This is a genomic window from Cognatishimia sp. MH4019, from assembly GCF_020177595.1.
Taxonomy (GTDB): Bacteria; Pseudomonadota; Alphaproteobacteria; order Rhodobacterales; family Rhodobacteraceae; genus JAHTBL01.
Map to the genome: position 1 here is coordinate 147,848 of NZ_JAHTBL010000009.1, position 14,099 is coordinate 161,946.

Here is a 14,099-nt window from a genome sequence, read left to right on the forward strand (position 1 = left end):
ACCTTGATGACGACCGCACTTCCAAAACCCAAGAAAGAGACACGTATTCAGCGCGAAAAGCGTGAAGTCATCCTCGAAGCAGCGCTGGATGTTTTCGCCGTGCACGGCTTGCGCGGGGCGACGCTGGATAAAATCGCCGCCGCCGCGGGCATGTCGAAACCGCATGTGGTTTACTATTTCGGCAGCAAGGACGCGATCTACACGACCTTGTTGGAGAGCCTTCTGGAGCGGTGGCTGAGCCCGCTCAAAGACCTCTCACCCGACGGCGATCCGATGACTGAAATACTCACCTATATCCGTCGCAAGCTGCAAATGTCGCGGGACATGGCGCGGGAAAGCAAGCTCTTTGCAACGGAAATTCTGCACGGCGCACCGCGTACGGCGGACACGTTGTCAGGCGATCTCAAAGCGCTGGTGGATGAGAAAGCCGCCGTCATCGCGGAGTGGAGTGCGCAAGGCAAGCTCGCGCCGCTTAACCCGCATCATCTGATCTTCTCGATCTGGGCGATGACCCAGCATTATGCGGATTTCGACATTCAGGTCCGCGCGATCCTGAAACCCGCCAGCGAAGACGATGTCTTTGACGAGGCGGAGGCCTTTCTGACCACGCTTTTCAGCCGCTCTCTTCGTCCCGAAGCAGCAGAATAAGCGCCAGAATGGTCCCCGCAATTCCGAACAGAATGACCGTGGCGGGGCGTGTGCCGTGGAATAAAAGCTCCCACATGACAACCCAGCTAGGCACCAGATACGTATAGGCCATCACCTTACTGCCGGGCAGGCGTTTGCTGGCATATTGCACCAAAAAGAACGTTACCGCCGTGGTGACAACCGCCAGATAGAGCAGCACGATCCAGACCAGACCGGGCAGTTCTGCGAACGGCACCGTCACCAGATCGCGCATCCCGTATGCTCCAGCCACGATCAGCGCGCCCACAGTCGTGCCAAGGGCGGCTTGCAAGGGAGACACGTCCTCCAAAAGCTTGCGCGACAGGCTTGGCACCGCGCCATGCGCGAGCGCGCCTATGGTGAAAATCGCCTCGCCCGGCCCGATTTCGAACCGCATCAACGCGGCGATATCTGCGCGGAAAATGACCCAGATCGCGCCACAGGCCCCGATGCTTAAAGCGGCGAAGGTGGCCGCACTCGTGCGTTGGGACAAAAGCAAATAGCCAAAGCCCGTGGCCAATAAAGGTGTCAAGGTGAAGACCGCCGCAGTGGACACCGCCGTGGTCGAGCGCAACGCCTCGAACATGGTGATAAAGTAGACCGCCATGCAGCCGCCGATCAGCAAAAACCGCCAGAAGCGCTGGAAAACGGGTCTGATCGCGACGCCAAAGGCGCGCGCCACGCCAAGCATAACAAGGCTCGCTACCGCAAAGCGCAGCGTCATCAACGCGGCTGGCGAGATGTCCTGCGCGATCAGGTGACCCAGCGAAAACGACAGAGATACTAGCAACGAAAACAGGAGCATCGCCAGATGCCCCTGCCCTGCGCCTGAAAGGGAGGCGACGCTACTCCGCAGCGGTTGCGCTCGGATTGTTGGGATGCACGGTCCAGTTGGCCGGGTCGGCTTCAACCGTCTTGCCGGTGCGCTCATCCAGCGCGCCGGGGGCGAGGGTCTCCATGGTGATGCAGTCCTCCACCGGGCAGACATTGACGCACAGATTGCAGGCGACGCATTCGTCATCCATCACCTCGAACACCCGATCCTCAGACATCGAGATCGCCTGATGAGATGTATCCTCGCAAGCCGCATAACAGCGCCCGCATTTGATGCAATCGTCCTGACTGATCCGCGCTTTGGTGACGTAGTTGAGGTTGAGATACTGCCAATCGGTCACATTCGGCACCGCACGGCCCACGACATCTTCCACCCGCGCGTGGCCTTGCTCATCCATCCACTGCGACAGGCCCGAGATCATCTCTTCCACAATCTTGAACCCATAGGTCATCGCCGCGGTGCAGACCTGCACGTTCCCTGCGCCCAAAGCGATAAATTCTGCCGCATCGCGCCAAGTGGTGACGCCGCCAATTCCGGATATCGGCATGCCATGGGTCGTCGGGTTGCGCGCAATCTCGGCCACCATGTTCAGGGCAATCGGCTTCACCGCGGGGCCACAATAACCGCCATGGGTGCCTTTGCCGTCGATCATCGGCTCAGGCGACATCGTATCCAGGTTTACCGACGTGATCGAATTGATCGTGTTGATCAGGCTGACCGCATCCGCGCCACCATCCTTGGCCGCCTGAGCAGGCCCCAGGATATTGGTCACATTCGGCGTCAGCTTGACGATCACCGGCAGATCAGTGGTTTCCTTACACCAGCGCGTCACCATCTCGATATATTCGGGGACCTGACCCACGGCCGAGCCCATCCCGCGTTCGGCCATCCCATGCGGGCATCCGAAGTTCAGCTCGAACCCATCGCAGCCCGTTTCGGCAATACGCGGCAGGATCTCTTTCCAGGCCGCTTCCTCGCAAGGCACCATCACGGACGCGATCAGCGCGCGGTCGGGGTAATCCTTCTTCACGCGGGTCATCTCATCGAGATTGACCTGCAAGGGGCGGTCCGTAATCAGCTCGATATTGTTGAGACCCAACAATCGTCGATCCGCCCCCCAGATCGCGCCATAGCGCGGACCGTTGACGTTCACAACAGGCGGGCCGTCATCGCCCAGCGTTTTCCAGACAACGCCGCCCCAGCCTGCTTCAAAAGCGCGGCGGACGTTGTATTCCTTGTCGGTCGGCGGGGCAGAAGCCAACCAGAACGGGTTCGGAGATGTAATGCCACAGAACGTTGTCGTCAGATCAGCCATCAGCTTGCTCCTGCTAGCGTTGCATGAATATCCAGCGCCGCATCGCGCCCTTCCGCGACGGCTGTGACCGTCAAATCATCCCCACCGGCCGCACAATCGCCACCGGCCCAGACACCCGCCACGCTGGTGCGCCCAACGTCATCAACAGAGATCTTGCGCCCGTCGAGTTTCAGCGCTTCTGGCGTCTCGGCCAGCGTCTGGCCAATCGCTTTGAAAACCTGATCGGCCGGCAAGGTGAAGGTCTCATCCGTCACCACCAGCTTGCCGTCCTGAGCTTCCGTGTAGGCAAAGGTCACACCGCTAAGCGACCCATTCCCTTCGATCCCCACAGGTGCTGCATTGCACACGATCCGCACGCCTTTTTGTTGCGCCAGATCCTGTTCATATTTGGAAGCCGACATCGCCTCCTGCCCACGCCGATAGACAATCGTGACGTCCTCTGCGCCCAGCAGCTTCGACTGCACCGCGGCATCAACAGCCGTCATGCCGCCGCCAATCACCACGACACGGCGACCCACGGGCAGCGCCGTCAAATCCTCGGCCTGACGCAAATCTGCAATGAACGCCACGGCATCGATGACATGGTCGGTCTCTTCGCCCTCAAGCGCCAGCGCATTCACGCCGCCCAGACCCATGCCCAGAAATACCGCATCAAAATCGCTCTGCAGGCTCGTCAGCGAAAGGCCCTCGCCTAACGCCTGCCCATAACGGATCTCGATCCCGCCGATCTGCAATAACCAATCAAGCTCTTTCTGCGCGAAATCCTCGGTCGATTTATAAGCGGCGATGCCAAACTCATTCAGCCCGCCCCCCTTCGCGCGCGCCTCAAAGATCACGACATCATGCCCGTGCATCGCCAACCGATGCGCGCAAGCCAGCCCAGCTGGCCCGGCTCCCACGACAGCCACGGTCTTGCCCGTCGCGTCCGCCCGCGTGAAAGGATGCACGTCCTGTGCCATCAGCGTGTCGGTCGCATGGCGCTGCAGCCGCCCAATCTCCACCGGTTTGCCTTCTGCGGCCTCGCGCACGCAAGCCTGCTCGCATAAGGTTTCCGTCGGACAGACCCGCGCGCACATACCGCCCAGGATGTTCTGCTCTAGTATCGTCTCCGCCGCCGCCTCGGATGTGCCGGTCGCGATCTGTCGAATGAAAAGCGGGATATCAATTGCGGTCGGGCAAGCCGTGATGCAGGGCGCATCATGGCAAAAGTAACACCGATCCGCCGCAACCATCGCTTCATGGGGCGCGTAAGCCGGATGCAAGTCACTGAAATTCGCGTCAATACTGTCCTGGCTCACCCGCCCTGCTGCGACACCAGACGCCCTGAGATGCTCTGTCATGGCTGATTCCTGTTGCTAGACCTTTGTGTCAGTGAAGCACGGAATTTAATTTCTGACCATATGGTTAAATTTTTGAGGGCGGTTTTGGGGTCCCATACCAAAATAAGCGCCTAAATTTCAGGCATGCGCCTAGAAGAAAGTCGCCTTAAGGCTGTTCGCAATCCTGTTCGAGGCTGTCCCGCCCCCATAAAGGGAGCCGTCATCCATTATCGTTTTGTTCAAAGCGGCTCGTGTCTCGGCAACAATCTGCTCGGCATCCGCGCCCACAAGCACGTTGGCACCGTTCTCGACCAGCTCGGTCCATTCAGTCTGATCACGCATCACGACGCCCGGCTTGGTGAAGAAAAACGCCTCCTTCTGCACGCCGCCACTATCCGTCGCCACCAGTGCACAATCCTTCAATAGCGCCAGAAATTCGAGATATCCCACCGGATCAATGGTCCTAACTTCCAGCGACAGCCCGGCTTGTGCGATCATCTTTTTCGTCCTTGGATGCAGCGGCAAAATTACCGGTGCGACATCGCGATGAACGGTGTTAAGCGCATGCACGATGGCCGCTAGTCGCTCAGGCACATCCGTATTTTCCGCACGATGCACCGTCGCCAAGACAAACCTGGTTTGCCCCGCGACCTCGGATGGCATCTGCGCCATATCAGCGAATGTGAGCGCACTGTCCTGCATCACATCGCCCACCCACTCGACCTTTGCTGGCTTTTGATCAAAGCCCTCACGGGACAGTTGATCGACCGCCACCTGTGTCGGGCAAAAGAGAATATCGCTGATGTTGTCGGTCAGGATCCGATTAATTTCTTCGGGCATCTTCATGTTGAAGCTGCGCAACCCCGCCTCTACATGCGCCACGGGAACATGCAGCTTGGCCGCCGCCAAAGCCCCCGCTAGGGTCGAATTGGTATCGCCGTAGACCATCATCACGTCGGGCTTATCGGAGCCGATCACGGCCTCGATCTGCGTCAACATCCGCCCCGTCATCTCGCCATGGGATCCACCATTGATATCAAACAGATGATCTGGCTTGGGAAGCCCCAACTGATCGAAGAACACTTGAGACATGTTCGCATCAAAATGCTGACCGGTATGAACGATAACTTCGTCCAACCCTTCGGTCCGAGCAATCGCCCTTGATACGACGCCAGCCTTGATGAACTGCGGGCGGGCTCCGATGACGGTCATGATGCGCATGAGGGTTGGTTCCAAGATTGATTTAACTGAAAGCAGTATTCCAAATCGAATGCCAAGAAAACAGTTTCAGACAAGGAGGTAGACAAGCTTTGCGTTCCCTACCTTGTAGACCTATATCGCTGTTATGACAGAGACAAAACAAGAGCCCTCAAAGACAAAGCTAGTCAGTTGGCTTCTGAAGGACAGCATGCCATCTCGGTGGAAGCTCTATGTCTTTTCTCTGGCTTGTATGATAGCAGTTGCGGCCTTGACCGCAGCTCAGGCGTACTCCACGAAACTTATAGTGAATGATGTCTTCGGCAGTGACGGTGCAAACTCTGCAATCGCCGTTGCTTTGTTCGTGATCGCTGTCTTCGCAACTAAAAGCGTTGCGCTTTATGCAAATACGGTTGCGAGCGTCATCTTCACCAGATCAGTGGCGGCGGCCTATCAAAAGAAAGTCTTCGACACCTTGGTTTTACAAGATGTTGGCTACTTTCAAACGCATTCTGCTAGTGAAATTGCCAAAACACTCATGTTCGGTCGCGCAGCCGGAACAATCGTGGTTGGCATATCAAACAAGATGCTGACCGACGTTCTCACCTTGATATCACTAGTCTTCGTCATGGTATCACAATCTCCTATTCTGTCATCTCTCACTCTTATATTGCTTCCTTTTATCTATCTTATAATTTCGACGCTTTCGGGAAAAATCCGCGAGTTGGGGCAAGCCGAACTCGCGATGGATGGAGCGATCTATTCGATCGGTGCAGAAACATTCGAAGGTATCAAGACCATCAAAAGCTACGGCATTGAGGAAAAAAGTAGCGCTCGGTTTACTGGGGCTATTGATCAGATGCAGGGCCGCATGATGCAGATCGCAAAGCTAATTGGCGCAACGGTTCCACTCATGGAGCTCTTGGGAGGTATATCCTTAGCTGTATTCGTAATTTATGCTGGTCGTGAAGTTGCTCAGTCAAACGTTGATGCAGGTGCATATACGGCATTTATCACAGCGTTTTTGATGGCATATCAACCCGCGCAGCGCCTCTCGAATATCTGGGTAAAGTTGCAGCGTCGGATTTTCGTTCTCGCAAAGATGTACGCGGTCTTAAACCCAGACGATGCAGCGCCATCAATGGCAGATGGTCCTGTGCCGAAGTCGGCGAGCCTCAAGGTGAATAGATTAGCCCACTACTACAACCCACGGTCCCCCGCGTTGAAAGAGGTTTCTTTCGCTGTAGCACCAGGCCAGCACACTGCGGTCGTCGGATCTTCCGGTGCTGGCAAGACAACGTTGATTGACCTCGTTCAGGGCTTTTACACTCCAGAGTCAGGCGAAATCCTGTTGGGTGGTGTCGACATCTCGACACTTTCCCCGGCCCAACGCGTCACGCAAATCGCGTTGATCTCGCAAGACGTGTTCCTTTTCGATGGCACCATCCGCGACAATATTCGTGATGGTCGTGCAGACGCAACCAACGCGCAGATCGAGGACGCCGCACGCAAGGCGACCGTGCTCGACTTCGCCGATACACTCCCAGACGGTCTCGATACAGAGATCGGGCCAAATGGCTCGAACCTGTCGGGTGGTCAAAAACAACGCGTCGGGATCGCGCGCGCGCTGATCAAACCGGCCAAGGTCTTCATCTATGACGAGGCCACCAGCGCGCTCGACGGCGAGACCGAACAGCGCGTGATGCAGGCGATCCGCGAGACCACGCCCGATAGCGTCGTGCTTTTTGTCACCCATCGCGCCTCCACGCTGGAGTGGATGGACAAGGTGCTGGTGTTGGATGAAGGCCGTGTCGTGGCGTTCGATACAGTCGATAAGGTCCGCGCAAGCTCCGACCACTTCAAGGCCATCTTTGCGCCTGCTCCCGCAGCCTAGTCAGTCAGCAAGGCCTCGATCACACGGTCCTGATCGGCCTCGCTCAGATAGGGGTGCATCGGTAGGGAAAACACCTGCCCGGCAACCTCTTCGGACACCGGCAAACCGTCGGGATCAACCGGAAAAGCCTTGTAAGCCGTCTGCTGATGAAGCGGCATTGGGTAATAGACAACGCTCGGGATCCCGGCCTCTTTCAGCCGCGCCATCACTGCGTCCCGCGCCGCGCGATCCTCGGCCTTTAGCGTGTACTGCGCCCAGACCGACAGCATGCGTCCCGGCACTGTCGGCACGCTCCAACGCGGGGCTAAAGCACTTGAATAACGCTCTGCAACGCGTTGTCGTGCTTCAATTTCTTCCTCATAGACCGCGAGCTTCTCAAGTAGGATCGCAGCCTGTAATGTGTCCAGACGCGAATTCATCCCGATCCGCACGTTATCGTATTTGTAATCGCCCTTGCCATGAAACCGGTACGAGGTCATCAGCTCGGCCAAGTTATCATCATCCGTAAAGATCGCACCACCATCGCCGTAGCAGCCAAGCGGTTTGGCCGGGAAAAACGAGGTCGTTGTGATCTGTCCAAAAGTCCCCGTAACCTTGTTCCCGATCCGCCCGCCAAAACCCTGCGCGCTGTCGGCAATCACTGTCAGCCCTTCGTCCCGGGCAATCGGCTCAATCGCCGTGTAATCGGCAGGCAGACCAAACAGATCAACCGGAATCACGACCTTCGGCGTCAGTCCCATCTCGCGCGCCATCACAATGCAGCGCTTGAGGCTTTCAGGATCCATATTGAACGTATCAGGATCGCAATCGACCATGATCGGAACGGCGCCCATGCAAGGCACGACCTCCGCCGTCGCCGCAAAAGTGAATGCAGGCACAAACACAGCATCACCGCCCCGAATATCCAGCGCCATCAGCGCCAACAGCAGCGCATCCGTACCATTGGCACAGGTGATCGTGTGCCTGGCCCCGCAAAACGCCGAAAGCCGCTCTTCCAACTCAGCCACTTCCGGCCCCAGGATGTATTTTCCATGCGCCAACACGGCTTGAATGCGCGCGTCGATCTTGTCTTTCAAACGAGCCTGTTGGGCCGCCAAGTCAATGAATTGCATCAGCTTTCCTCCAGCCGGAGCGTGCCGTTTTCTTCGACATACCGCTCGCCTTTGCGCGGGCAGATCAGATCATCGCCCAAGCGATCACCAGACCGGCTCACCCACCCGATGCGCTTGGCCGGCACCCCGACGACCAGAGCGTAATCAGGCACGTCTTTTGTCACCACAGCACCAGCTGCGACCATGCAAAAGGCACCCAGCCGATGCCCGCAAACGACTGTCGCATTGGCGCCAATGGTCGCCCCCTGCCCTACAAACGTTTCACCAAATTCGTCCTTACGCTCGATATGCGCGCGTGGCGTCAGCACGTTTGTAAACACGCAAGACGGGCCGCAAAATACGTCCCGCTCAAGCGTCACACCCTTATAGAGCGCGACGTTGTTCTGCACCTTGCAGCCATCCCCAATCGAAACATTCGGCCCGGCCATCACGTTTTGCCCGAGGATCACGTTCTTGCCGATGGTCGTCCCGCCCAGCACATGCACGAAATGCCAAATCTTTGTCCCTGCGCCGATCTCGACCCCATCGTCGACATAGGCGCTTTCATGGACAAAGGCAGACGGGTCGATCATGCAGCAAGGATACCCTTCAACATCGGATGCTGTTCGCCCTTTTCGGGCTCCAACGCCGCATCGCGAATGTGGCTGACGACCTCAATCGAAGGACGCACCACGTCCAAGCCGTAGCCATTGCCGTCCAGTACATTCTGATAGCTTGCGGTGTGCAGATCGGTGAAGCCACCCGAGAACTCAATCTCGTCGCCATCCACGGTGATTGAGCGATAGGTCGACTGCCCTTCGGGCGTCTGCGGAGGCAGATGATCGCGGTTGATCGACAAAACCCAGCGCACGCGCGCCTGTTCAAACTCAAGATACCCGGCCGAGCTATCTGCCGCGCGGTGATGCACGATATTGGTTTTCATCGGCCCGAACACAAACGAAAGCATGTCGTAAAAATGCACGCCAATATTGCTGGCGATACCGCCCGACTTATGGGTCAGACCCTTCCACGAGGCGTGATACCAAGCCCCACGGGAGGTGAAATACCCCAGATCGACGTCATAGACCTTATCCTTCGGCCCCGCTTTGATCTTGTCGCGCAAAGCCACAATCGCGGGGTGCAGGCGCAGTTGCAGGATCGTGTTGATCTTCTGCCCTGTCTCCTGCTCCAGCTTCGCCAGATCATCCAGATCGGACGGGTTCAGAACCAACGGCTTTTCACAAATCGCATCCGCACCTGCGCGCAACGTAAACGCCATATGGGACTTGTGCAGATAGTTGGGCGAGCAAATACCAATGTAATCAATCCCACCACGGTCCTGCACAAACGCATCAAACTGCTCAAACTCGGTAAAGAACGCCGCATCGGGGAAATGGCTGTCCATGATCCCGACGCTATCGTTGATGTCATAGGCCGCGACCAGCGTTCCGCCCGTATCTTTCATCGCTTTCAGATGGCGCGGGGCGATATAGCCAGCGGCTCCGATCAGTGCGTAATTGGTCATCTGTCGTCCCTTATGCGCGGCGGATATGATCGCCGCCATCACGGAATTTCCCGCGTGTATCCACAACGATCTTCGCGTGTTCGCGGATCATGTCATAGTCGAAATCTGTGTGGTCCGTCAGCAGGATCACCGCATCATAGGAGGCCAGGCTCTCCGGCGTCAGATCGACCGAGCTCAGATCGAAATCATGCTCCCGCATCTCGGGGAATACCGGCACGTTCGGGTCCGAATAAGCGACCTCCGCCCCCCAGTCCCGCAGCAGCTCCATCACGAAGACCGAAGGGCTTTCGCGCATGTCATCGACATCGCGCTTGTAGGCAATGCCCAATGCCAAAACCTTGGCGTCTTTCAAAGACTTACCGGCCTCATTTAAAGCACGCACCGTCTTGTCGACCACGTATTGAGGCATCTTTGCGTTGATCTCACCCGCAAGCTCAATGAACCGCGTATGCAGCCCATATTCCCGCGCTTTCCAGGTCAGGTAGAACGGGTCAATCGGGATGCAATGCCCCCCGATCCCTGGTCCCGGATAATAGGCCGTAAAGCCAAACGGCTTCGTCTTGGCCGCGTCGATTACCTCGAAAATGTCCAGATCCATCGCATCCGCGACGATCTTCATCTCATTCACGAGACCAATATTGATCGACCGGTGAATGTTCTCCAGCAGCTTGACCATCTCCGCCGCCTCGGTCGAGCTGACCGGCACGACATGGTCGATAAACGCGCCATAGAGCGCGACACCAGCGTCCAGGCAGGCCTTCGTATGCCCGCCCACGATCTTCGGGATCGTCTGCGTGTTGAAGTTCGCGTTCCCCGGATCCTCGCGCTCGGGCGAGTAAACCAGATAGAAGTCTTTCCCGACCTCAAGCCCGGCCTTTTCGACATATGGCAGCAGAACTTCCTTGGTCGTTCCGGGCCATGTTGTGCTTTCAAGGCTCAACAACTGCCCTTTGCGCAAGTAAGGCGCGATTGAGTCCATCGTTGCGGTCACGAAGCTCAGGTCTGGTTCGCGCGTCTTATCAAGCGGCGTGGGCACACAGATGATCAGCGCATCGCACTCCGCCGCGCGGGCGAAATCCGTGGTCGCCTCGAACCCCGCGTTGCGCATGGTCGCGATATCGTCCGCCGAGATATGCTTGATCGGGCTTTCGCCAGCGTTGAGCTGATCGACGCGATCCTGAACGACATCGAACCCGAGGACCGATTGTCCAACCTCGGAAATCCTAAGCGCGAGGGGAATACCTACGTAGCCAAGGCCGAGTATTCCGACGACGTGAGCAGAATGAGAGTTGGCTAATTTTTGATCCATTAATTTACTCACTTCGCTGTCTGACCTCGCGGTTACCGCTTTTCACTCAAGACAATCAAGCCATCTTTCAAGTTTCAGCTGTCAGTGCGTCATAGAGCGCCAAGAGGCTTCGCTGCTGTGCAGACCAACTGAAATGATTCTCCAGAAGATCATTGGTTTTAGGCGTCCCCCAAGAGGTCCGCTGTGATTCAAGCAAGGAGCGGATCGCATCCGCGATGCCTTCGACCGAAGTGTGGTCCATGACTATCCCAATATCGAGATCTTCGACGAAATTCCGCATATCAGGCAAGTCCGAAACCAAAATCGGCAAGCGTGCAATTGCAGCCTCGAAAAGCTTATTTGGCATAGCCATCTGGTAGCTTAAGCTGACGCCTTGGATTGGGATAATAGACGCTGTGGCTGAAGCAATCGTTCCGACGACATGGTCAGCAGGAACAGCATCTACCAGATGGAGGCGATCTATTGTTGCATGCCGTTCGGCATGCGAGAGCAACCAATCGTCATTATTGGGATGCCGTGCACCCAAAGTTGCTAGATGCACATCCTTGAACGCTGCGAGAGCCTCCACCACTTTGTGCAGGCCACGATGTTCTCTCTGAATGCCCCCTGTGTAAACCAGCAGCGGCACCTCCCGCGACAACCCAACCTTTGAACGAATATCGATGCCCTCTTTCACGGCCTGAGCGGGAGAGAGAGTAACCTCGGGAGCATTCATCACAACTGTTGGCGCAGGTCCCTCAAAGCGAGCCTCGTAAAACTTGCCGATGCTCTCAGAAACAGTCACCACAGCATCTACCTGATCCAGACAATCCCTTTCCAACGCGTCGACATGTGCTCGGCCCGTCTTGGGCATCTTTGTCGCACGGGCAGTCTCGATTTCGTGGGCATCATAAATAACCTTGCAGCCGTGCAACCTCTTGAGCTCTAGCGCTGCAGGTACGGTAAATAAATCATGCGCGTGTACAATTTGAGGTGGGGCTGCCGGACAAAACTGCAAAAGATTGCGCGCAAAGATGAAGGCTGATGCGTGGAAAGTTTCGCGAACCGTTTTTTCAAGCTCGCGCTCAATCCTTAGTTTTTCACGCCAAATATGAACATCTTCCTCTAAGCCACTATCGGCGATCGCACGCGCTTTGAGCGCCATCTTCGCAGCGATATGGCGGCTTTTAAGCTGAAGGCGCTTCGCTCCATTCGCATGATTATACGTCTCTTTATACAATTTCGGGTTTTCGAGGATTTCTGCTGAACGTTCGGAAACATGACCTAGCTCTAAAAGAGCCTCTACAAGCTCCACCACTGGGGATAACAGACCCCTCGATGCTTCTGCTGATCTGGGATAGCGATCTACAAGGTCCAAAGCGTCTCTTGTAAAATCTTTTGCTGAGAAACATTTGAAGCGCCTGACTTCGACACCGTCTCGCTTTTCGTGGGAGGCATAGCCTTTCGGCTGATCGCAGAAAACGCACACCTCGTATTCATGATTAGCCAAAGTTTTTGTTTCCTTGAAGACCCTCGGATCATTCAAGACTTCATGATAGTTTAGTACCCAGACAGTTGGCTTCGCCGTCAAATCTTTGAACTTTCTTTCTTGCAAAGATAACCTTGCTTCAACTTACAAAACTACAAGACATCTTTTTAGCTAGCCCGTATCACACTAGCCTTCCTTAAGGTCAAAGAGCTTTTGGAAACAAGCCTCGTAACGCTGCGCGTTGCTTCGTAGTGCCTCATGACGTTGGTGCTCCTGAGTCTCGGTAAATTCTGCGAAGCTGGTCGGCAGAGTCGAGGTGGTAACCAATCCAGATAGCCGTGCGGCCAAGACTAGTCGCTCTGAACTCCGCGTTCTCGGGACAATGAGATTGCCAAAAAGAAAGGTTTCGGCGGGGTCGTTGAAGAGACCGAGAAGCAACTTGTTTGACTTCTTCCACCACGACTTCCTGCGAAAGATACGCTCAAATCTTTGCCCGCTGGGCTGTGGTTCAAACCGCAACGCGCGCCAAACCAGATTTGCTGGCAAACGGCCGAACCGCGCAAGCGTGATAGACCAATCAGCCGATGCGTGAACTACTTTATACGCCATGTCAGGAAACACGATCAGGCGCTTGCGATGCAACGTCTCGCTGACTGGAAAATCAGCCGTTCTTAAGCCCACTCTTCGAAACAGATCAGGCTCTCCGATAACCAGAGTTCTATCAGGAACGACACTGTTGGCAACAGAAGTACCGTCGGTATCTCGCCAAGCATTTACCGGTACATTTAAGGTCTTCATCTCTTCGAATGAGACCTCGGAGGCATGCGCATGGCTCAACATTTCGCGCAACTCATGGCCAATGGTGCCACCAAATAAGGAAGGTGCTGCGCAGATCACCTGTCGCGTCAAATCGACATCTGACTTTTGCTCGACATAGAAAAACTTCATGAAGCGTCCTATTCCAAAGTGATCGTTTACTTCAAGCCTTGGGTCGCGTTTGAATCTATGCGCCAAAAGAGCTCAGAAAGGTAGGCCGCTTGACCTTGAGCACCGGTTTCTTCATCACAAAAAGTATTGTTCGAGGACCAAGTATTCCATGCAATATCGTGCAGATATCGACGCTCTTCGGGGCGTAGCAGTAAGTGCTGTCGTCATATTCCATGCCTTTCCGAACCTGTTACCTGGAGGTTATCTTGGCGTTGATGTCTTCTTCGTCATATCCGGTTTCCTCATCACTTCCATCATTTATAGACAATTCCAAACTGACAGTTTCGAGCTTTGGGGCTTTTACAAAAGGCGAATCGCACGCCTTACGCCGTCACTAATTGTCGTTCTGCTGGCGACATTGGTGCTTGTCCGTCGTCAGGGATTTTGGGACAGATGGGCGCCTGAGCTAAGAGAGGATCTGGCTCATCTGGTTGGTTTGATTATGCGGCCGATTTGCGGTGAAGCAAGCGCCGTGTTTCGATGGTCTTTTGTT

The 14,099-nt window shown here is 55.8% G+C and carries 13 protein-coding genes; 3 read left to right on the top strand and 10 right to left on the bottom strand.

The genetic code is table 11. From position 1 onward, the window contains the following. Positions 1 to 6: 6 nt before the first annotated feature. Positions 7 to 648, top strand: a complete 642-nt coding sequence (locus KUW67_RS15280) for a TetR family transcriptional regulator C-terminal domain-containing protein (RefSeq protein ID WP_224826199.1) — start codon at positions 7 to 9, stop codon at positions 646 to 648. Here KUW67_RS15280 and KUW67_RS15285 read toward each other — a convergent pair. The 4 genes from KUW67_RS15285 to wecB all read right to left on the bottom strand — a co-directional run bounded on the left by KUW67_RS15285 (position 614) and on the right by wecB (position 5,356). Continuing rightward, positions 614 to 1,471 (bottom strand): DMT family transporter, encoded by an 858-nt coding sequence (locus tag KUW67_RS15285; protein ID WP_224826200.1) that lies wholly within the window; start codon positions 1,469 to 1,471, stop codon positions 614 to 616. The genes KUW67_RS15280 and KUW67_RS15285 overlap by 35 nt on opposite strands. Before the next feature lie 40 nt (positions 1,472 to 1,511). Continuing rightward, positions 1,512 to 2,816, bottom strand: a complete 1,305-nt coding sequence (gene preA, locus KUW67_RS15290) for an NAD-dependent dihydropyrimidine dehydrogenase subunit PreA (protein ID WP_224826201.1) — start codon at positions 2,814 to 2,816, stop codon at positions 1,512 to 1,514. Further along, complete coding sequence (locus tag KUW67_RS15295) at positions 2,816 to 4,156, bottom strand: NAD(P)-dependent oxidoreductase (RefSeq protein ID WP_224826202.1); 1,341 nt, start codon at positions 4,154 to 4,156, stop codon at positions 2,816 to 2,818. The genes preA and KUW67_RS15295 overlap by 1 nt, the downstream gene beginning before the upstream one ends. 129 nt (positions 4,157 to 4,285) lie before the next feature. After that, positions 4,286 to 5,356 (bottom strand): non-hydrolyzing UDP-N-acetylglucosamine 2-epimerase, encoded by a 1,071-nt coding sequence (gene wecB, locus KUW67_RS15300; protein ID WP_224826203.1) that lies wholly within the window; start codon positions 5,354 to 5,356, stop codon positions 4,286 to 4,288. 187 nt (positions 5,357 to 5,543) lie between these two features. Here wecB and KUW67_RS15305 point away from each other — a divergent pair, with 187 nt between their 5' ends. After that, positions 5,544 to 7,226 (top strand): ABC transporter ATP-binding protein, encoded by a 1,683-nt coding sequence (locus KUW67_RS15305; protein ID WP_255596847.1) that lies wholly within the window; start codon positions 5,544 to 5,546, stop codon positions 7,224 to 7,226. Here the strand turns inward: KUW67_RS15305 and KUW67_RS15310 are convergent. From KUW67_RS15310 to KUW67_RS15335, 6 genes are all read right to left on the bottom strand, one after another. Next, positions 7,223 to 8,338: a DegT/DnrJ/EryC1/StrS aminotransferase family protein gene (locus KUW67_RS15310; protein ID WP_224826204.1), complete on the bottom strand. Its 1,116-nt coding sequence runs from the start codon at positions 8,336 to 8,338 to the stop codon at positions 7,223 to 7,225. The genes KUW67_RS15305 and KUW67_RS15310 overlap by 4 nt on opposite strands. Next, positions 8,338 to 8,910, bottom strand: coding sequence for an acyltransferase (locus tag KUW67_RS15315; RefSeq protein ID WP_224826205.1), 573 nt, complete (start codon positions 8,908 to 8,910; stop codon positions 8,338 to 8,340). Before KUW67_RS15315 ends, KUW67_RS15310 begins: the two co-directional genes overlap by 1 nt. Beyond that, positions 8,907 to 9,842: a Gfo/Idh/MocA family protein gene (locus tag KUW67_RS15320; protein WP_224826206.1), complete on the bottom strand. Its 936-nt coding sequence runs from the start codon at positions 9,840 to 9,842 to the stop codon at positions 8,907 to 8,909. Before KUW67_RS15320 ends, KUW67_RS15315 begins: the two co-directional genes overlap by 4 nt. Positions 9,843 to 9,852: 10 nt before the next feature. Next, the gene (locus tag KUW67_RS15325) at positions 9,853 to 11,151 is read right to left on the bottom strand and encodes a nucleotide sugar dehydrogenase (protein ID WP_224826207.1); all 1,299 of its coding nucleotides are present in this window, start codon (positions 11,149 to 11,151) and stop codon (positions 9,853 to 9,855) included. Between the two features lie 67 nt (positions 11,152 to 11,218). After that, the gene (locus tag KUW67_RS15330) at positions 11,219 to 12,745 is read right to left on the bottom strand and encodes a glycosyltransferase family 4 protein (protein ID WP_224826208.1); all 1,527 of its coding nucleotides are present in this window, start codon (positions 12,743 to 12,745) and stop codon (positions 11,219 to 11,221) included. A gap of 60 nt (positions 12,746 to 12,805) precedes the next feature. Beyond that, complete coding sequence (locus tag KUW67_RS15335; protein WP_224826209.1) at positions 12,806 to 13,567, bottom strand: hypothetical protein; 762 nt, start codon at positions 13,565 to 13,567, stop codon at positions 12,806 to 12,808. Between the two features lie 148 nt (positions 13,568 to 13,715). Here KUW67_RS15335 and KUW67_RS15340 point away from each other — a divergent pair. Next, a partial coding sequence (locus KUW67_RS15340; protein ID WP_224826210.1) for an acyltransferase occupies positions 13,716 to 14,099 on the top strand: 384 nt, incomplete at its 3' end.